Origin of the sequence: Actinophytocola sp. (assembly GCF_035762905.1) — a bacterium.
GTDB lineage: Bacteria > Actinomycetota > Actinomycetes > Mycobacteriales > Pseudonocardiaceae > DASYTH01.
The window spans coordinates 86,115-106,802 of the sequence record NZ_DASUCC010000044.1 but is presented as its reverse complement, the minus strand read 5'-3'; the positions used below and the strand labels follow the sequence as shown (position 1 = coordinate 106,802).

The 20,688-nt window shown below is 73.1% G+C and carries 7 protein-coding genes; 2 read left to right on the top strand and 5 right to left on the bottom strand.

Annotation, left to right across the window (positions count from 1 at the left end; genetic code table 11):
• Nucleotides 1-50 precede the first annotated feature (50 nt).
• Together VFV67_RS08855 and VFV67_RS08850 are read right to left on the bottom strand one after the other, a co-directional pair.
• Entirely contained in the window at nt 51-1,001 is a 951-nt protein-coding gene (locus tag VFV67_RS08855) for a hypothetical protein (RefSeq protein WP_326468672.1), read from the bottom strand.
• A gap of 385 nt (nt 1,002-1,386) precedes the next feature.
• Nucleotides 1,387-2,175, bottom strand: coding sequence for an SAM-dependent methyltransferase (locus tag VFV67_RS08850; protein WP_326468693.1), 789 nt, complete (start codon nt 2,173-2,175; stop codon nt 1,387-1,389).
• A 147-nt stretch (nt 2,176-2,322) separates the two neighbouring features.
• On the opposite strand from VFV67_RS08850, the gene VFV67_RS08845 reads away from it, so the two are divergent.
• Nucleotides 2,323-3,087 (top strand): CDP-alcohol phosphatidyltransferase family protein, encoded by a 765-nt coding sequence (locus tag VFV67_RS08845; protein WP_326468671.1) that lies wholly within the window; start codon nt 2,323-2,325, stop codon nt 3,085-3,087.
• Entirely contained in the window at nt 3,084-4,784 is a 1,701-nt protein-coding gene (locus tag VFV67_RS08840; protein WP_326468670.1) for a sulfatase, read from the top strand. The genes VFV67_RS08845 and VFV67_RS08840 overlap by 4 nt, the downstream gene beginning before the upstream one ends.
• Nucleotides 4,785-5,047: 263 nt before the next feature.
• Here the strand turns inward: VFV67_RS08840 and VFV67_RS08835 are convergent, their stop codons facing one another.
• The 3 genes from VFV67_RS08835 to VFV67_RS08825 are packed head-to-tail and all read right to left on the bottom strand — an operon-like array spanning nt 5,048 to nt 20,526.
• Complete coding sequence (locus tag VFV67_RS08835) at nt 5,048-6,040, bottom strand: 3-oxoacyl-[acyl-carrier-protein] synthase III C-terminal domain-containing protein (RefSeq protein WP_326468669.1); 993 nt, start codon at nt 6,038-6,040, stop codon at nt 5,048-5,050.
• Nucleotides 6,037-12,813, bottom strand: a complete 6,777-nt coding sequence (locus VFV67_RS08830) for a non-ribosomal peptide synthetase (protein ID WP_326468668.1) — start codon at nt 12,811-12,813, stop codon at nt 6,037-6,039. Before VFV67_RS08830 ends, VFV67_RS08835 begins: the two co-directional genes overlap by 4 nt.
• Before the next feature lie 12 nt (nt 12,814-12,825).
• Entirely contained in the window at nt 12,826-20,526 is a 7,701-nt protein-coding gene (locus tag VFV67_RS08825) for a non-ribosomal peptide synthetase (RefSeq protein WP_326468666.1), read from the bottom strand.
• Between the last annotated feature and the right edge of the window lie 162 nt (nt 20,527-20,688).

The window sequence follows — 20,688 nt, the reverse complement described above, 5'->3', positions numbered from 1 at the left end:
ATCGCCAGCCCCGGTACCCGAGTCGCCGGCCAGCCCTGGCAACGGGCCGCTCAGAACCAGATGCGGGCCCACGGCATCGTGGGATGCACCGGGTCGTACTCGATGTAGACGGGTTCGGCGGACGCGTCCACGAAGTACAGCTTGTCCTTGCCGGCCGTCACGCTGTGGGCGTGGAAGGTGTCGCGCAGCGAAACGAGAGTCTGGTCGCGGAGCTCCACCACCCCGTCCCGACCGGCCGCGAGGATGATGCGGTCGTCCAGCATGGCGACGTCCCACAGTTGCCGGGCGTCGTCGCGGGCCAGCGCGGTGAGGCCGCCGGCGGTGCCGTGCAGCAGTCTTCCTTTCATGCTGCAGACAAGCAGCGCCCCGTCGGGTCCCATACAGCAGCCGGTGAAGGTTTCAGCCTGGGTTCCACCGGCGGGGTTTTCCATCGTGCTCCAGGCATTGCCGTCGTAGTGCAGCAGCGTTGCCTGCTCGCCGACGGCGTACACGTCGTGCGGCCCGGTGCCGGCGAAGGCCCGGACATCGCCCGGTGCCGTGAACGTCTGCCGCCATTCCTCGCCGTTCCACTGGTAGATGTGTCCGCCAGAGGCGGCGACGAACACGTCCGCATCGCCCGTGCCCCACAGCGCCCCGAGCGTAGGCTCATAGCCTTCCTCGCGCAGGTCCGGCAACGTGGTCACGGTCCACCGCAACGCCGGATCTTCGGCTATGGAGCCGAGGTCGTCGTGGCGCGGCTCGGGCCACCGCACAGAGGCGCTGGTCCACACGTTGCCGTCTTCGCTGGAAGCCCAGAGCGCGCCTGTCGGGGACATCCAGAACGCACGCAAGGTGTCGTTCGTGCTCAGCACGCCGTCTATTACCGTCGTCCGCAAGCCGTCGGTGCGCATGATGTGGCCCACGCCGTTGCCGCCGTCGCCCTCCTCGTACTCGACCATCAACATGTACAGCGCCCCGTCCCGCGGGATGATCGCGACGATTTCACTGATGAGTTCGGCCATGGCAGATTTCCTCACCTCGTCCTGGGCTGGCGCGGCTGGCCACCGTGATCGCCGATCATGCTTCCGTATCGGCGTCGGTCGAGTTGGTGGTGGGTGGCGGTGACGACTCGGGGGTATCGCCACCGCCACCACCGTTCGCGCCGGCCGAAACCGGCCGCTGTGCAGGCCGCTGAGTGCGGCCGCCGGCCAGGCGCGTCCCCCAGGCGATGCCCTGCGGCCGGACCGTCCTGTACGGGGATGGAGGAGTTCGGACGGCCGGCACTTCAATACGGGCATCGGGTTTCTGTGAGGCGGTCGAAGCAGCCACCGATACTGGCCGTTCAGGCACTCCGAGACATCCGTCAGATGACGTATACGAGAACCGCCACCCGGGGAAGGCTCAAGATCACCGCAGGACCGGGAGAGCCAGCAGGTCCTCGTGCTGCACGGTGGCGTGCACCCCGGCGGCGAGTCGGCGGTCCAGGTACGGCCCGGCGGCGTCGGCCAGGTCCGGCCGGTGCTCGATGGCGGCCGCCACCCAGCCGCGCAGCCACTGTTCGGCGAGGGCGGCCTGGTCGGGGCCGAGCCGCCAGGGGCTGGGCCGGCGGTGCACGACCGCGCCGAGGCGGTCGAACTCCTCGGCGGCCACGGCGACCGCGTCCGGTCCGAGCAGGCGCCGGCCCTCGGTGGTGCGGCGCTGGTGGGCGTTGAAGGCCGCGGCCAGCTCGGCGTCGAGGGGGTCGACCGGATCCAGCTCCACCCGGCCCACCACGGACAGCGCGAACAGCGCCGGGCAGCCGGCCCCGGCGCACGCGGCGGCCAGGTCGCGCACCTCCTCCGCGGTCAGCAGGTCGAGCAGCGCCGAACCGGTCACCAGGGAGGTTCCGGCCAGGTCGGCGACGCGCAGGCCGGTGATGTCCCGCAGTTCGGTGCCGGCGGTGGCCGGGGCGGGCAGGCCGCGAGCCGCCCTGGTGAGCAGCTCGGGGTCCCGGTCGGTGAGGATCCAGTGCTGCGGGCCGGGCAGGCGCGGGACCAGCCAGCGGCCCATCGAACCGGTGCCGCAGCCAAGGTCGCGGACGGTCAGCGGCCGGTCACCGAGGTAGTCGCGCAGCGGTTCGAGCAGGTCGGCGGCCCGGGCCGCCGCGTCGGCGTCCTCCCGCAGCGCCAGCCACTCCGGCGGGAACTCGGTGCGCATGGTCAACTTGCATCCTCCCTTTGGTCTACACCCCCGGCGTGTATTCGTAGCACGCCAGCGGCCTCTAGAAAGTTCATCACGGTTTTGAACCGTCCCGGCCGGACGGCCGTGTTGACGGTGACCTGAACTGATCCTTTGGGAGGACGTGTGACCGTGCAGACAGCAGCTCCGCTGCGGACGCTGGCAGCTGGAGCGACGGCGCAGGTGGCCCTGCTCGCCGTGCTGACCCTGGTCACCGGGCTCGGGATGTGGGGTTGGTTGGCGGCGATCGCGTTCGGTGTGACCGGTGCCACGGCGCTGGCCGCCGGACTGCGCCGCTCCGTGCGGCGCGGCTTCGGGCCGGCCGACCTGGTCACCCTGGCCAGGGCGATCCTGGTGGGCGGCGTGACCGCGCTGGTGGTGGACAGTGTCCGGGCGCCGGCGTCGATCCCGGTGCTGGTCGCGGTGACCGGGTTCGCGCTGGCGCTGGACGCGGTGGACGGGCAGGTGGCCCGGCGCACCGGCACGGTCTCGGCGCTCGGCGCCCGGTTCGACATGGAGGTCGACGCGTTCCTGATCCTGGTGCTCAGCGCGTACGTGGCCACCTCGCTCGGACCGTGGGTGCTGCTGATCGGCGGGATGCGGTACGGCTTCGTGGCCGCCGGGCGGGTGTTGACCTGGCTGAACGCCGCGCTACCGTCGAGCATCATGCGCAAGACGGTGGCGGCGGCTCAGGGCATCGTGCTGGCCGTGGTCGCCTCGGGGCTGCTCCCGGCCGGTGCGGCGGTGGCCATGACCGGGCTGGCGCTGGCGGCGCTGATCTGGTCGTTCGGCCAGGACGTGCGCTGGCTGCACCGCAACCGGGTCGTTGCGACGGTGGTCCACCCGACGCCCCGGATGCCCGCGACACTGGCGATGGAGTTGGCCGCATGACCACCGAAACCGACCAACCCACGGTCGAGGAACCCGCGCTCGAGGAGCCGGCCGAGAAGCCCCGCCCGCGCTGGCGCCGGGTGATCTCCTGGGCACTCACCGCCGTGGCCGCTCTCCTGGTGCTGTTCGCCCTGGTCGGGCCGAACGAGCTGGACCGCCTCGGCGTGCTGGCCTTCCTGCGGGTACCGATCGAGGGTCTGGCCGTCGCCGGGCTCATGCTGGTGCTGCCCGGTCGGGCCCGCCGGGTGGCCGCGGTGCTGATCGGCGTGCTGCTCGGTCTGCTGATCATCATCAAGCTCGCCGACATGGGCTTCACCGCGGTGCTCGACCGGCCGTTCGATCCGGTGCTGGACTGGGCCTTCTTCCAGTTCGGTCTGGAGTTCCTGTCGCTGTCGGTCGGCAAGGCCGGCGCGATCGCGGCCGCGGTCGGGGCGGCCGTGCTCGCGCTGGTCCTGCTCGCGCTGATGCCGCTCGCGGTGCTGCGCCTGGCCCGGCAGGTCACCGCGCACCGCCGCACCTCGACCCGCGCGGTGATCGTGCTCGGTGTGGTGTGGGTCAGCTGCGCGGTGCTCGGTGTGCGGATCGGGGACGGACCGGTCGCCTCGCACGACGCGGCCACCATCGCCCGCGACCGCGTGGTCATGATCGGCGCCGGCATCGCCGACCAGCGCGCCTTCGCCGAGCAGGCGGCGGTGGACGCGTTCCGCGACACCCCCGGTTCCAAGCTGCTGACCGGCCTGCGCGGCAAGGACGTCATCCTCGCCTTCGTCGAGAGCTACGGCCGCGTCGCGCTCGACGACCCGGAGTTCGGGCCGCAGGTCGGCGCGATGCTCGACGCCGGCAGCCAGCGCCTCCGGGCCGCCGGCTTCGCCTCCCGCAGCGCCTACCTCACCTCGTCGACCGCCGGTGGCGGCAGCTGGCTCGCGCACAGCACCCTGCTGTCCGGCCTGTGGGTCGACAACCAGCAGCGCTACCGCACTCTGGTCACCAGCGATCGGCTCACCCTCAACGGCGCCTTCCAGCGGGCGCAGTGGCGCACCGTCGGCGTCATGCCGGCGATCACCCGAGCCTGGCCCGAAGGCGACTTCTACGGCTACGACCACGTCTACACCGCGCACAACTCCGGCTACCAGGGCCCGCCGTTCTTCTACGCCACCATGCCCGACCAGTACACGCTGGCCGCCCTGCAACGCAACGAGCGCGCCGGAACCGACCGCGCGCCGGTGATGGCCGAGATCGCCATGCTGTCCAGTCACACCCCGTTCGCGCCCGTCCCCCCGCTGCTGGACTGGAACACCATCGGCGACGGCACCGTCTACAATGGAATGCCGGCCAGCCTCGAGCACCCCGAGGACATCTGGGACGACCGCGACAAGTCCCGGGCCGCCTACGCGCACAGCATCGAATACTCCGTCTCCAGCCTGATCTCCTTCATGGAGAACTACGGCGACGACAACCTCGTGCTGATCTTCCTCGGCGACCACCAGCCGGCCCCCATGATCACCGGCGACGGCGCCAGCCGGGACGTCCCGATCACCATCGTCGCCCGCGACCCCGCCATCTTCGACCGCATCGCCGATTGGAACTGGCACGACGGCCTCAAACCCGCCGCCAACTCCCCCACCTGGCGCATGGACACCTTCCGCGACCGCTTCCTCACCACCTTCGGCCCCCAACCCCCCGACGACAACCACTGAAGCTCGCCGTCACCCCAGCATGGCCACGGTTCGTGCGTCGAGTTGGCCGAGCGTGTAGTCCTGCGCAGCAGTCGCAGGCAGCCGTCCAGCTCGATCACGGCCGTGTCCCCGGTGAGGTCCCCGGCGGGCAGGACGGCGAACCTGGTGTGTGCGGTCGTGCAGGGCCATTCACACCGTGAAGGTTGGATCGCAGGGTGACGACTCGCCAGGCCGTTACCGCCGGAACCGGTTCGGGATCGGTCAGCGGTTGCCGTTGGTTCCGCTCAAAGGTGGTGCGCGCCGCCGGCTGGGGCGCCGGTCTCGACGAGCAGGGCGCTCCATGCGGCGGCGGGGCTGATGTTGAGCAGTACGGCGCGGTCGCCGGGGGCGAGGTGGCCGGTCTCGATCGCGGCACCGAGGTTCAGCACCAGGTCGTTGGGGCCGAGGTGGCCGTGCTGGGCCAGATTCGCCAGGCAGGGCTTGGCGATCGGGACGCCGAGGGCTTCCGCCCAGCTCTGGAAGGCGGCCTGGGACAGGTTCTGCGTCAGGTAGCAGGCGATGTCGTCCGGGCCGAGGCCGTTGCGGGTGAGCAGAGCGGCGGTGAGGGAGCGCAGGCGGTTGCGGGTTTCCACCGCCAACCGGAAGGAGTAGGTGGGTGGGTCGGCGCATTCTTCGCGCCACTGCGCGGCGATCCGGTCGCGGTAGTGGACCCGGAACAGGTCCGCATAGGCGCCGTTGGTCTCCAGCAGGATGTCGCGGACCCGCACCGGACCGTCCCGGGTGATCACCAGAGCGGCGCCGCTGTCGCCGTTGACCGTGACCGGATGGCGGTACCGGTGCGGGGTGGCGGGCTTGCTTCCGTGCAGGATCAGGACGTTGGCCAGTCCGGGGTCGGCGCAGAGCAGGCCGCGGGCGGCGAGCAGCGCGGGGGTGAGCGAGGCGCAGCCGAGGCCGCCGACGGTGAACGCCATGGCCCGGTCGGCGCCGAGCACCGCCTGCAACCGGGTGGCCTCCGAGCTGACCAGGGTGTCCGGGGCACGGGACTCCACGGTCAGCACGACGTCGATGTCGGACGGGTCGAGGCCGGCTTCGGCCAGGGCGCGGCGCCCGGCCCGGGCGGCCAGCTCGGTCGGGCCGAGCGTGTCGTCGGCGGGCACCCGCTCGATGCCAAGCGCCGCACAGGTTTCCCGCTCCCCCGGGTCGAGCCCGGCGAGCAGGTCGGCGACCGGGACGGACGCCGCCGGCAGATAGCAGGCCGCGGCCGACACCGCGATCATGTGCCGGCCAGCTCGGCGAACGCCCGCGCGACCTCATCGGCCAGGGCTTCCAGGTCGTCCTGGGTCAGCCCGTCCGCGGCGCCCACCACGATGCGCAGCGACCCGTTGCGCACCGCGGTCGAGATCAGCACCGGGAACCAGGACTCCACCGTGCTCTTGAGGCTGACCGCCAGATCCCACCGGGTGCGCAGCAGCCGGATCCCGGAGTCGAACGCGGACGTGTCGCTCACCCCGTGCAGCATCACCACCTGCGGCTCGGGCAGTTCGCGCAGCCGGTTCACCGCAACCGAGCCCGGCGACAGGTGTCGCAGAATCCCGTACCCCACACCGTCGTTGGGCACCGATCGGATCCGCTCGACCGCGGCCGACAGGTACTCCCGCACGCCCACCTCCGGATCCACCGGCAGCACGATCGGGTGCAGCGTGGTGAACCAGCCGACCGAGGGGCCGCGGCCGGCCAGCCGGAACGGGTTGGGCGTGGCCTCCCCCTCGGTCATCACGTACGCGCTGGCGGTGCCGCGCCAGCGGGCCAGACCGTAGGACGCCGCGCACAGCGCCGCCTCCCGGCCCTCGGCGGCACCCGCGGCGAGCACACCGGAAACCCCGTCGAGGGTCCGCTCGGTGAGTCCGCCGGCGCCGGACCCGCCGATCAACCCGGTGGCGGCGCCGGCGCGCATGGTCGCCGTCCAGTAGGTCAGCTCCGCGGCCGCCTCGTCCGAGGTCGACATGTCCCGCAGGTGCTCGGACCACTCGCGCCACCGGGGTGGGCGGGGGGTCACCGCAGGCGTGCGCCCGGCGAGCAGGTTGGTCAGCAGCATGTCCAGGTCGTCGAGCAGCACAACCGTGGACATGTTGTCGTAGACGAAATGGTTGATCAGCAACACGATCAGGCTGCCCATCGTGCGGCCCCGGTCGTAGTGCCGGACCCGCACCACCGGTCCGCGCTGCGGATCCATCCCGGCCCGGACGGCCGCGCAGTCGTCGGCGATCACCTCGAGCAGTTCCTCGGCGGACAGCGGCGGCAGCACCTTGGAGTCGAACACCTGCGCGGGATCCGGGTCGCCGCACTCGATCCGGGTGCCGAGACCGTTGCGGGGGAAGCGGTAGCGCAGCGCCTCGTGCATGACCAGCAGCTGGCCGACGGCCGCCCGGGCGGTGTCCGCCGGCACGGGTTCCGCGGTCTCCAGCGTGTGCACGTCGACGAACTCGGCGACCGCGTCCGGTACCCGCTCGAGGAAGCTGAGCATGATCGGGATCGGCGGGATCGGCCGGTCCGGGGTTTCCGGTTGCGCCACGGGCGAAGCATCGGGTTCGGCGAGCACCGCGACCGTGGCCAGCTCGCCGACCGTGTGGCACTGCAGCAGTTGCTGCGGGGTGAACTGGACACCGGCCTTGGCCGCCCTGGCCGCGACCCGGACACCGAGGATCGAGTCGCCGCCAAGGTCGAAGAAGTTGTCCGACGGCGAGACCGACGGCACGGCAAGGAGATCGGCACAGATCTCGGTGAGCACCCGCTCGGCCCGGGTCAACCCGGAACCGTTCACAGTGGACGGAAGGGACATCTTCGCAAGGCTCCTCCGGTCGAGTTTCCCGCTGGGGGTTCGGGGCAGGCGGTCCCGGACGACGATCTCCCCCGGCACCATGTAGCCGGGCAGCCGGCCGGCCGTCCAAGAGATCAGCTCGGCCGGGTCGGGCGCGTCACCGGTCACGTGGGCGACCAGGCGGGTCGACCCGCTCGGGCCCGCCGCGGCCACCACGAGCGCCTCCCGCACCCGCGGATGGCCGGCCAGCGCCCGCTCGATCTCGGCCGGCTCCACCCGCTGGCCGCGCACCTCGAGTTGGTCGTCGAGCCGGCCACCGAACTCCAGGGTCGCGTCCGGGCCGAGCCTGGCCAGATCCCCGGTCCGGTAGAGCCGCGTTCCGGGCCGGCCGAACGGGTCCGCGACGAACCGGGTGGCGGTCAGCCCGGGGTTGCGCCGGTAGCCCCGGCCCACCCCCGCTCCGGCGATGCACAGCTCGCCCCACTGTCCATTCCGGACCGGCTGGAGATCCGCCCCGAGCAGGTGGATCTCGGTGCCGGTGACCGGCCGGCCGATGTCCGGCACGGTGTCCGGCGGCGCGGCGCGAACCGGCCCGGCGGTGGCGACGACCGTGCATTCGGTGGGCCCGTACAGGTTGAGCACCGGGAACGGGGTGTCGCGCGGCGGCCGGTGGCGCAGCCGGTCTCCCCCGGTGCAGAGCAGCCGCAGCGGCAGCCCGGCCGGCCAGCCGCCCTCGGTGAGCACGACCTCGGCAAGCGGGGTGGGCAGAAACGCCACCGTGACGCCGTTCTCGGTGATCCAGCGGAGCAGCAGGCCGGGTTCGGTGCGCACGTCGGGCAGGAAGCACAGGGTCGCGCCGCGGGCGAGCGTGCCCCACACCTCCAGCACCGAGGCGTCGAACGCCGGGGACACCGCCTGCAGGTGCCGGTCGGACTCGTTGATCCCGGCGGTGTCGGCGTACCAGCGCACGATCTGCGCGAGGTTGTGCCGCTCGATCTCGCAGCCCTGCGGCCGCCCGGTGGAGCCCGAGGTGTAGGTGATGTAGGCCAGGTTCGCCGGCGTGCCAGCGGGTGGCGGGTTCTGGTCGTCGGACTCATCGGTGTCCCCGGTGACCAGGTCCGCGCCGGTCAGCACGACGGGTGCGGCCAGCTCGGCGAGCAGTTCGTCGTTGCGGGCGGCGGGGGCGGCGGGGTCGATCGGCACGTAGGCTCCCCCGGCCTTGGCCACCGCGAGCCAACCCACCAGCATGCCGGGTCCGCGTTCGGCGAGCACCGGCACCGGCACGTCCGGGCCGACCCCGTCCCGGATCAGCCTGCGGGTCAACCGGTTCGCCGCCCGGTTGAGCTCCCGGTAGGAACGCACCGCGCCGTCCTGGCAGTGCGCGGCCGGGTGGTCGGGCCGGTCCGCCGCCCACTTCTCGAACAACCGCACCGGATCCGCCGGCGCGGCGGTGGCGGCCGGGACCTCGAGGAAGGCCAACGGGCGGTCCGGCCGGCCCAGCACCGAGTCGATCAGCACCGGCAGGGCACCGGCCAGCCGGGCGATGGTGTCCCGGTCGAACAGCGCCGTGGCGTACTCGAGATAGCCGTGCATCGGCGCGCCGGGCTGGTCGATGATGCCGACGGTGAGGTCGAACTTCGCCGTGCCCGGAGCGATTCCGGCGAACGGGGCACCGTCGAGGTAGCGGGTGCAGTCCAGCCCGCCGAGCGTCTCGCCGTCCTGCGGCACGTTCTGATAGGTGTAGGCCACGTCGAACAGCGGGTGCCGGGCCGGGTCCCGCCGCCCGGCCAGCTCGGCGACGATCCGGTCCAGCGGCATCTCCTCGTGGTCCAGCACCCCGGCCACGGTGCTCGCGCACCGCCGCACCAGCTCGGTGAACGTCACCTCGCCGCTCACCCGGGTCCGGAACGGCGGCAGGTTGTTGAAGTAGCCGATCAGATCGTGCGTTTCCGGATTGGTCCGGCCCGAGGTGGCCACGCCGATGACCACGTCGGTCAGCCCGGCCCAGCGGTGCAGCAACGCGTCGGCGACGGCGAGCATGGTGACGAACGTGGTCACCCCGCTGCGCTGGCTGAACTCGCGGATCCGTTCGGTGAGCGCGGCGTCCAGCGGGAAGTCGACGATGTCGCCGGCGAAGCTGTGTTCGGCCGGGCGGGGCCGGTCCAGCGGCAGCTCGGCCCGTGTCAGGCCGGACAGCTCGGCCCGCCAGAAGTCCAGGCCGCGCTCCAGCGTCTCGCCGCGCAGCCGGTCGCGCTGCCAGGCGGCGAAGTCGGCGTACTGCACCGGAAGGTCGGGCAGCTTCGGAGTCCGGCCGGACACCCGCGCCTGGTACAGCTCGGAGAAGTCGCGGAAGAACACGGTCGGGGACCAGCCGTCGAAGACGATGTGGTGGTAGGTCCACAGCAGCACGTGGTCGTCCTCGGCCAGCCGGAGCAGCGTGGCCCGCACCAGCGGGCCGGTGGCCAGGTCGAACGGCCGGACCGCCGCCTGCTCGACCAGCCGGCGCGCGGTCGTCTCCCGGTCCACTTCGGACATGTCGGTGAGGTCGACGACGGCCAGCTCGGGCGGATCGGCGAGCAGCGCCACGTAGGGCTCGCCGTCCTCGCTGGGCAGCCGGGTGCGCAGCACCTCGTGCCGGGCAACGAGATCGCGCACCGCCGCGGCCACCGCGCCGGTGTCCAGCGGGCCGCGCAGCCGCAGGTCGTGCGGGATGTTGTAGAGCGGGCTGCCCGGGTTCAGCCGGTCCAGGTACCACAGTTGCTCCTGGCCGAACGACAGCGGCAGCCGGCCGCCGCGCGGCACCGGCTCGATCGCCCGGCCGGTCGCCCCATCCGGCTGCCCGGCGCGCAGTTCGGTGATCCGCGCGGCGAACTCCCGGGCGGTCGGATAGGCGTAGAGGTCGGCGAAGGTCAGCACGATGCCGAAGTCGTGCTCCAGCGTGCGCAGCGCGCTCATCCCGGCGATCGAGGTCCCGCCGAGCGCGAAGTAGTCCGAGCCGGGTCCGATGTCCGGCGTGCCGAGCACCCGCTGCCATACCTCGGCGACCCGCCGCTCGGTGTCGCCGGAGTCCACCGTCCGCGCCGGTGTCCGGGCGATGATGGCCGGCGGCGCCGGGGTGGTCGCCGCACCCGGCGGGACGCACCAGCACCGGATCTCCTCGAACGGGTAGGTCGGCGCCTCGATCCGCGGGATTGCCGTGCCCGCGTAGTACCGGTCCCAGTCCAGCCGGATCCCCAGCCGGTACAGCGATCCGAGCTGGCGCAGCACGCCCCGCTCCCCGGCGCCGCCGACCAGCTCGAGACAGCCGAGCGCGGGTGCCTGCGCCCGGATCAGCCGGGACAGCACGCCGTCCGCACCCAGCTCCACCAGAACCGCACCGTCCCGGGCGAATCCCTCGACCGCCCGGGACAGCCGGTCCCGGTCCACCTCCGCGGTGACCGCCATCCCGGCCGCCGCGGCCAGACCGTCCGAACGGGACAGTTCGCCACGGGCGACGCGGACCGCGAGGTTGCCGGCGCCGGACCCGACCAGGTGCGTGCCGGGCAGCCCGAGCGAGCGGGCCAGGCCGTACAGCGCGCATTGGATGGCGACCAGCCGGGCGGCCGGGTGCTCGGGCCGGGGATCCTCGTCCAGCACCGGGAACGCGGTGCACAACCGCTCCCAGGTGCCCGGGTCGAGCACCCCGTCGCCGGAGAACAGCAGCACCACCGGCGGCGCCTCCGGGGCCGGCGTGTCCGGCACCGCGGCCGACCGCAGCGCCGCCGCCAGCTCGATCGGATCCGTTGCGGTGACGGCGATCCGGTACGGGTAGTCGTCGCGGCCCCGGTTCATCGCGTGCCCGATCGCGGCCAGGCCGTACTCGGCCCGCTCGGCGAAATCGGCCAGCCGGTCGCGGTAGCGGCGCAGCGCGGCCGCCGACCGCGCGGAAACCGTGACCAGCTCGACGGTCCGCCCGGAACCAGCATCCGCCTCGGCCTGCGCGGGCTGCTCCACCACGACGTGCACGTTGGTGCCGGTCAACCCGAACGAGCTCAGCCCGGCCCGGCGCGGCCCGGCGGGCGGCCACGGCCGCAGCGCCGGGTTGACCTGGACCGGCCCGCTGAAGTCGATCAACGGGTTCGGCGTGCGGAAATGCGCGGTGGGATAGAGCATTCCGCGCCGGACGCTGAGCATCACCTTGGCCAGCCCGGCGATTCCGGCGGCGCTGTCCAGGTGACCGATGTTGCCCTTGATCGACCCGAGCGCGCAGTGCGGGGTGGACACCCCGGCGTCCAGGAACGCCCGGCGCAGCGCGTCCACCTCGACCACGTCGCCGAGCGGGGTGGCCGAGCCGTGTCCCTCGACGTAGCCGATCGTGCGCGGCTCGACGCCGGCGTCCCGCCAGGCCGCGGTGATCACCTCGGTCTGGGCCGCCTGGCTGGGCGCGCTCATGCTGGCCATCCGGCAGCCGTTGTGGTTGACCGCAACACCTTTGAGCACCGCGTGCACGTGGTCGCCCGCGGCCAGCGCGGCCGGCAGCGGCTTGAGCAGGAACACGCCGCCGCCCTCGCCGCCGGCCGCCCCGGTGGCCTGCTCGTCGAACGGCCGGCAGCGGCCCTCGGGCGACTCGACACCGCGCATCGGAACGTGGCCCCGCATGGGGAACAGCACCGGCCGGACGCTGATCCCACCCGCGATGGCCAGCGCGGCCTCGCCGGCACGCAACGCCTGCACCGCCCGCACGACCGCGACCAGGCTGCTGCTGCACGCGGTGTCCACCGTGTACGCGGGCCCGGTCAGGTCGTAGCGGTAGCTGATCCGGGCCGCGAGCGCCGCCGGCAGGGTGCCGAGCACCTGCTGCGGGTCGTCGTCGACGATCAGGTTCTCGTAGTCCGAGCGGGCGTGGCCGAGGAACACGGCGGTGCGGGTGCCGCGCAGGTCCTTCGGCGCGTAGCAGGCATTCTCGATGGCCTCGTGGGTCAGTTGCAGCACGAGTCTCTGGTGCGGGTCCATCAGTTCGGCCTCGCGGTGGGCGATGCCGAAGAACCGGTGGTCGAACAGATCCACCCGGTCCAGGTAGCCCATCGACAGGTACTCGGTGTCCGGCGCGCCGCCGTTGTGGTGCAGGCGGTCCGGGGTCGGCTGGCCGACCGTGTCCCGGCTCTCGGCCAGCAGTTCGTGCACGGCGGCCAGGCCGTGTGCCTGCGGCAGCAGCACGGCCGCGCCGATGATCGCCACGTCTTCGCTTCGCACCGGGTCCTCCGGTTACCGCTCGTCGTACACCGACGCCAGCGCGCCGATCGTGGGGTTGTCGAACATGGTCCGCGGCGGCAGGTCGATGCCGAGGTCCGCGCGCATCCGGGCCGCCACCCGGATGGACAGGATGGAATCCCCGCCAAGGGCGAAGAAGTCGTCGTCCACCCCGACCCGGTCCACCGCGAGCACGTCGGCCCAGATCCGGGCAAGGACCCGCTCGGTCGCGCTGCGCGGCGCCCGGTAGGCCGGCGGCGCGGCCGGACCGTGCTGCGCGGGCGGGTCGGCGAGCACCGGCGGCAGGTCGGCAACCGGCCGGTTCCGGTCCTGTGCCAGGTCTTCCAGCAGCCCGGCCAACTCGGCGGCCAGCGCCCGGACCGTGCCGGCGTCGAACAGGTCCGGGTCGTAGCCGAGCCGGAAGGTGAGTGCATCGCCGTGCGGGCCGCCGCCGTGCGCGACGAGGTTGAGCGGGTAGTTGGTGACCTCGACGGCCGTGACGTTGTCCAGGTGAATCCCTTGCCCGGCAAGGTTCTCCTGGTCGAACGGGTAGTTCTCGAACGCGACGATGCTGTCGAACAGGTTGGCGCCGGCCGGCAGACCGGTCCAGCGCCGCAGTGTCGCCAGCGAGACGTGCTCGTGCCGCCGAGCCTCCACCTGGTCGGCCTGCAGCCGGCGCAGCCAGCCGGCCAGGTCTTCGTCGCCGGTCACGCACACCCGCACCGGCACGGTGTTGATGAACATGCCCACGATGGCGTCCACACCGGACAGTTCGGCCGGGCGGCCGGACACCACGGCGCCGAAGCAGACCTCACGGATCCCGCTGTGCCGGGCCAGCAGCCGGGCCCAGGCGCCCTGCACCACCGCGTTCACCGTGATCCGGTGCCGGCGGGCGAACCCGGACAGCAGTGCGGTGTCCATGGCGGACAGCGCGAAGTCCACAATGGACGTCGAGCGGGTCCGGTGCGCCCGGCCCGGTGGCCGGTCGTAGGGCAGCGGGGTGGGCGCGCGCAGGTCGGCAAGCACGGCCCGCCAGTGTTCCTGTGCCGCGGCCGGTTCCTGCCCGGCCAGCCAGCGCAGGTGGTCGCCGAACGGCCGGCGGGCCGGCGGCTCGGTTCCGGCCAGGACGGCGAGCACGTCGGCGAGCACCTGGAACGTGCTCCAGCCGTCCAGCACCACGTGGTGGAACGTCCACACCACCCGGACGGCGGTGCCGGCCAACCGGATCAGCGACACCCGCATCAGCGGTGGCCGGGCCAGATCCAGGCCAGTGGCCCGGTCCGCGGCCAGCAGCTCGCGCAGCGCGTCCGCGTGCCCGGACTCCGGGCGCTCGCTCCAGTCGTGCACGGCCACCGACAGCGTCGCGGCCTGGTGCACCACCTGCAGCGGTTCCCGCAGCCCGTCGGTGAGCACCGCGGTGCGCAGCGCCGGTGTCGTGTCGACCACCCGCTGCCAGGCCCGGTGCAGCGCCGGCAGATCCGGCACGTCGGTCAGGGTGAGGCAGATCTGCTCGAGGTAGAGGCCCGGTTCGGACAGGCTGTGGAACAGCATTCCGGCCTGCATGGCGGTCAGCGGGTAGGCGTCGGCGACATGGCCGCCGGTGCCGATCGCCCGGTCCAGCTCCGCCTGGCTGAGCCGGGCGAGCGGGAAGTCCGAGGGCGTGCGGCCACCGGAGCCGGGCGTGCCGCAGTGGTCGATGATCTCCCGCAGTACCGCCAATGTCTCGGTGGCCAGCCGGTGGACGGTCGGCTCGTCGTGCGCCCCGGCCGAGTACGTCCATTCGAACTGCAGCTCGCCCGCCGGCGTGACCGAGGCGGTGACGTCGAGCCGGGCGGTGCCGTCGCCGGTGGCCCGGTCCAGCTCGATTCCGGTGGGGGCACCGGCAAACAGCTCGTCCGCCGCCAGGTCGAACCGGCCGAGGTAGTTGAACGTGGCCAGCGGCCGGTGCTCGGCCAGCCCGGCGTTGCCCAGGTAGCGCAGGGCGCCGTAGCCGATGCCGCGGTTCGGCACGGCGCGCAGCTGCTCCTTGACCGATCTGATCAGTTCGGCCCAGCCGGTTCCCGACACGTCGACGGTGACCGGGTAGAGCGTGGTGAACCAGCCGACCGTGCGGGTCAGGTCGACGCCGTCGAACAGCTCCTCGCGGCCGTGCCCCTCAAGCTCCAGCGGCACCCGGTCGCGCCCGGTCCACCCGGCAAGCACCCGGGCCAGCGCACCGACCAGCAGGTCGTCGGTGCGGGTGCGGTAGGCGCCGGAAGCCTTGCGCAGCAACGCATCCGTGGGTCCGGCGGGAAGTCGCACGGTCACCGTGCGCTGCGGTCCGGCCGGGGGGTCCGGCGCCGCGCCCGCCGGGTCGGTGGCCGTCGCCCAGTAGGCGAGTTGGTCGTCGAAGCCGCCCGCGGTCACGTGCTCGTGCAGCCGGCGGGCGAAGCCGGCGAACGGGGTGGTACGCGGACCGAGCTCGATCGGTTTGCCGGCCAGCGCCGCCCGGTATCCGGTGCGCAGGTCCTCGAGCAGGATCCGCCAGGAGACGCCGTCGACCACCAGGTGGTGTGCGGTCAGCACGAGCGAGTCGCCGGCCAGGCCGGCGGCGAACAGCGGTCCGGCGGCCAGATCGAACTCGTCCACCGTGGACCAACGGACCGCGACGGTTTCGGTGTGCTCCTGCCGCCATCGCCCTTCGGTCCGGCGAAACCGCAGGCGCAGCGCGTCGTGCTGGCGGGGCAGGGCTTCCACCGCGGCACGCAGCGCGGCCGGGTCGACGTCGCCGGCCAGCGGGACCGTCACCCGCTGGTTGAACCGCCCCGGCCGCTCGGTGACCGTGTCGAAGAACCAGCGCTGGATCGGCGAGAGCGGCGCCGGCCCGGACACCGGTTCCGGCTCGCCCGGCGCGACCTCCGCCGGCGTGGCGCACGCGGCCAGCGCGCCGAGCGTCTGCCGGAGGAACACGTCCTTGGAGGTCAGCCGCAGGCCGAGCTGCCTGGCCCTGGACACCACCTGAATGCTCAGGATCGAGTCGCCGCCGAGGTCGAAGAAGTTGTCGCCGGACCCGACCCGCTCCACGCCGAGCACCTCGGCCCACACCCGAGCGAGCAGCTCCTCGGCCGGGCCGCGCGGCGGCACGTAGGACCGGCCGGTGCCGCGTGGCGCGGGCAACGCCTCCCGGTCGACCTTTCCGTTGGGGGTCAACGGAAGTCGGTCCAGGACCAGCAGCGCCGCGGGCACCAGGTAACCGGGCAGGGTGCGCTCGAGATGGGCACGCAGCTCCCCGGCGTCCACGGTGTTGCGGGGCACCACGTAGCCGACCAGCCGGCGGTGGCCGGGGGTGTCCTGCCGGGCCAGCACGACCGCCTCGGCGACGTCCGGGTGCCGGCGCAGCGCCGCCTCGATCTCGCCCAGCTCGACCCGGAAACCCCGGATCTTGACCTGGTCGTCCATCCGGCCGACGAAGTCCAGCACACCGCCGGGCCGCCAGCGCGCCACGTCCCCGGTTCGGTACAGCCGGGTGCCCGAACCGAACGGGTCGGCCACGAACCGCTGCGCGGTCAGGCCCGGCCGGCCCAGGTAGCCCCGGGCCAGACCGGATCCGCCGGCGTACAGCTCGCCGGGCACCCCGACCGGGACCGGGTTCAGGTCCGGATCCAGGACGTAGCACCGGGTTCCGGTGAGCGGCCGGCCGATCGGCACCGGCCGCTCGGCGTCGCCTGCGCGGTGGCAGGTGGTGAACGTGGTGCCCTCGGTCGGCCCGTAGCCGTTGATCAGCTCCAGGTGCGGCAGCCGGTCCCGGATCCGGGCGCAGTGCTCCGGCGCGAGCACGTCGCCGCCGGAGACCAGCCTGCGCAGTCCGGCGAACACGTCCGGGTCTGCGGCGGCGATCTCGTGGAACATGCCGGCGGTGAGCCACAGCGTGGTCACCCCGTTGGCGCGCAGGAACCCGCCAAGCTCCTGCACGCCGAGCACCCGGCCGGGGCAGATCGCCAACCGGGCGCCGGACAGCAGCGCGCCCCACACCTCGAACGTCGCGGCGTCGAAGGACAGCGGGGCATACTGCGCCAGCACGTCGTCCGGCCCGACCCGGACGTGGCCGTCGGCGCACAGCCGGGTCACCGACCGGTGCTCGGCCAGCACGCCCTTGGGTGCTCCGGCCGATCCGGAGGTGTACATGACGTAGACCAGGTTGTCTGGCCGGACCGGGGTTCGCGGCGCGTGCTCCGGCAGGTCGGCGTACCAGTCGCCGGACAGCCGCAGCACCTCGGCGTCGCCGGGCACCCGGTCCCGCGCGGACCGGCCGAGCAGCACCAGGCCCGCCCCGGAGTCCTTGAGCAGCAGGGACAACCGCTCGTCCGGGTCACCGGGGTCGAGCGGAACGTAGGCCGCGCCGGCTTTCAGCACGCCCAGCATCGCCACGATCGCGTCGATGCCGCGCGGCGCGCACACGCCGACCCGGGTGTCCGGGCCGGCGCCGCGGGCGATCAGCCCGTGCGCCAACCGGTTCGCCCGGACGTCCAGCTCCCGATAGGTCACCGTGCCGGTTCCGGCGACCAGGGCCGGCGCGTCCGGCCGCAGCCGGACCTGATCGGCGAACATCTCGTGCACGCACCGGTCCGGTGCCGGCGGCGAGTCGTTCCACTCGACCAGCAACCGGTTCCGCTCGGCCGCGGTCAGCACCGGCAGCCGGCACAGCGGCCGGGCCGGGTCGGCGGCGATTCCCTCCAGCAGCACCACGAGCCGCTCGGCCAGCGCGGCGATCGTGCCGGGGTCGAACAGCTCGGTGCTGTACTCCAGATTGCCGAGCAACCCGCCGTCCCGGGGCTCGAACTCGCAGGTCAGGTCGAACAGCGCGGACCGTCTCGGCAGGTCCACCTCGGCCACGGCGAGGCCGGCCATCGCGGGCGGCGCGGCGGGCGCGTTCTGCAGCACCACCATCACCTGCACCAGCGGGGTGCGACTGGTGTCCCGGTCCGGTGCCAGCAGCTCGACCAGGCGGTCGAACGGCACCTCGTCGTTGCCGACCGCGTCCAGCACGGTCGACCGCACCCGGCGCAGATGGTCCACAAAGGACAAATCGGCGTCGATCGTTTCCCGGAGCACGACGGTGTTCACGAAGAACCCGACCAGGTTCTCCACCTCGGCCCGGGTGCGGCCGGAGGTGACCGTGCCGAGCGCGATGTCCCGCTGCCCGGTGTGCCGGGCCAGGAACACCTGCACGGCGGCGACCAGCGTGGTGAACAGGGTGGCGCCTCGGGACCGGCCGACCTCGGTCAGCCGCGCGGTCAACTCCGCGGGAACGGTGAACCGGTGCACCGCGCCGGCCGTGCCGCGCAACACCGGCCGGGGCCGGTCAGTGGGCAGCTCCAGCGGGGTGAGGCCGGCCAACTGCCGTTCCCAGTAGGCGATCTGGGCGTCCGTGCCCGGTCCCGCCAGCCGTTCCCGTTGCCACGCGGCGAAGTCCGCGTACCGGAACGGCAGCGCCGGCAGCCGGGCCGGCTCGCCGGTCACCGCCGCCGAGTACAGCCGGCCCAGCTCGTCGGCCAGGATTCCCATGGACCAGCCGTCGGTGACGATGTGGTGCAGGGCCAGCGCCAGCAGGTGGTCGTCCGGGCCGAGCCGGAACAGCACCGCGCGCAGCGGCGGCCCGGTGTGCAGGTCGAACGGCCGGGCCGCCTCGGCCAGCAGCCCGGCGTCGACGTCCGCCTCGGCGATCTCGCTCCGCTCGAGCGGAACGGCGTACGGCGGGTTGATCACCTGCGCGCCCCGCCCGGCCACGGTGTGGAACGTGGTGCGCAGCGACTCGTGCCGCTCGACCAGCGCGTCCAGTGCCGACCTCAGGGCGGACAGGTCCAGCGGTCCGCGCAACCGGTAGCCGGCCCGGGTGTTGTACTCCGCGCCGCCGGGCCGGAACTCGTCGAGGAACCACAGGCGCTGCTGGCCGAACGAGAGCGGCAGGGTGGACCCGCGCGCGGCGGCCAGCGGCTCGGCCGGGCCGGACCGTCCGGCCGGCAGGCTCGCGGCCAGGGCGGCGACCGTGCGGTGCTCGAACACCACTTGGGCGGGCAGCGCGGTGCCCCGGCTCCGGTTCAGCGCGGAGATCATCCGCATGGCCCGGATCGAGTCCCCGCCCAGCTCGACGAAGTCGTCCCGGACCCCGACCCGCTGCACGCCGAGCACCGCACGCCAGATGCCGGCGATCAGCTCCTCGTCCGGGTTTCCGGGCGGCACAAAGGGTTCCGCGCCCTCCGGACGAGCGGCCGGGTCGGGCAGCGCCCGCCGGTCCACCTTCCCGCTCGCGGTCAGCGGCAGCTCGGCCAGCGTGACGAACCGGGCCGGCACCAGGGCACCGGGCAGCGTGGCGCCGAGGAACGCGCGCAGTTCGGCCGGGGTCACCGGATCGGCTGGCACCAGGTAGCCGACCAGGTGGCCGCGGCCGGGGCCGTCCTCGCGGGCCACCACGGCCGCCGCGGCCACCCGGGGATGGCGCAGCAGAGCCGCTTCGACCTCGCCCGGTTCCACTCGGATGCCATTGATCTTGATCTGCGTGTCGGACCGGCCGAGGAAGTCCAGCAGGCCGTCGTCGCGGCGGCGCACCAGATCACCGGTGCGGTACATCCGGGTGCCCGACGGGCCGAACGGGTCGGCGACGAACGCGGCCGCGGTCTGCCCACCGCGGCCGAGATAGCCGCGCGCGACACCGGCGCCGGCCAGGTACAGCTCTCCCGTCCCACCCGGCCGGACCGGCGCCATGGCGGCGTCCAGCACGTACGCGACGGTCCCGTCGATCGGCCGGCCGAGCACCGTGCCGCGGACCTCGGCCGCCGGGCACATCAGGTTCTCCACGGTGGATTCCGTTGTGCCGTAGCCGTTGTAACCGCTCACCCCGGCGGCGTGCAGGGCCGCGCACAGGTCCGGGTCGACCGCCTCGCCGCCGGCGATCACCACCCGGGGCCGGGCTTCGCCGTCCAGCAGGCCGGCGAGCAGCAGCATCCGCAGGTAGCTGGTCGACTCGTCGAGCACGTCGACGCGGTGCCGGCGCAGGTAGCCGACCGTCGCGGCCGGATCGAGCCGGGTGGCGCGATCGATCACGTGCACCTCGTGCCCGGCGAGCAGCCACAGCAACGGAATCCAGGAACCGTCGAAGGACAGCGCCGCGGTGTGCGCGACCCGCAGCCGCCGGCCACCCGCGGCACGGACCGCCGGGTCGAACATGTTCCGCCGGTGGCTGTCGAACAGGTTCCGCAGGCCGCCATGGGTGACCAGCACGCCCTTGGGCGTCCCGGTGGAACCGGACGTGTACAGGACATAGGCCAGGTTGTCCGGCCGGATTCGCGGCGCCGGCACCGGTTCCGCGGACGGCTGGGCAGGCACGGTCAGGACGTCCACCCCGGGCGGCAGCGGTCCGGCCGGTGTGGGGTGGGCGACGACGCACCGGGCACCGGCGTCGGCGAGCAGCAGCCGCCACCGGTCCGGTGGGTGGTCCGGGTCGAGTGGGACGTAGGCGGCACCGGCCCTGAGCACCCCGAACACCGCGACGACCATTTCCACACCGCGCTCGACGAGCAGTCCGACAATGGTCTCCGGACCCGCTCCGTGCTCGATCAACCGGGCGGCAAGCGCGGCACTGCGGGCCGCCAGTTCCGCATAGGTCAACCGGTCCCGGCCGTACACGACGGCCGTGGCGTCGGGGTCCTGATCTGCCCGTTCCACGAGCAGATCGGACACGGCGCTGCACTGTCCATTCGCGACTAACATGGTCTGTTGTCCATATAGTGGGACGTCTTTCCTGGAGGGTTACCAGGTGAAGGATGGTTACAGCTCACCATGTGAACAGACAAGCCGCCGAACGGAGGCTGGCCGGGTTCCCGTTCCGCATGTTACGTTCCG

What these genes read in the sequence shown, in the direction of transcription:
- VFV67_RS08850 (WP_326468693.1), bottom strand. Translation starts at nt 2,175, where the DNA reads ATGCGCACCGAGTTCCCGCCGGAGTGGCTGGCGCTGCGGGAGGACGCC.
- VFV67_RS08835 (WP_326468669.1), bottom strand. Translation starts at nt 6,040, where the DNA reads ATGATCGCGGTGTCGGCCGCGGCCTGCTATCTGCCGGCGGCGTCCGTC.
- VFV67_RS08855 (WP_326468672.1), bottom strand. Translation starts at nt 1,001, where the DNA reads ATGGCCGAACTCATCAGTGAAATCGTCGCGATCATCCCGCGGGACGGG.
- VFV67_RS08840 (WP_326468670.1), top strand. Translation starts at nt 3,084, where the DNA reads ATGACCACCGAAACCGACCAACCCACGGTCGAGGAACCCGCGCTCGAG.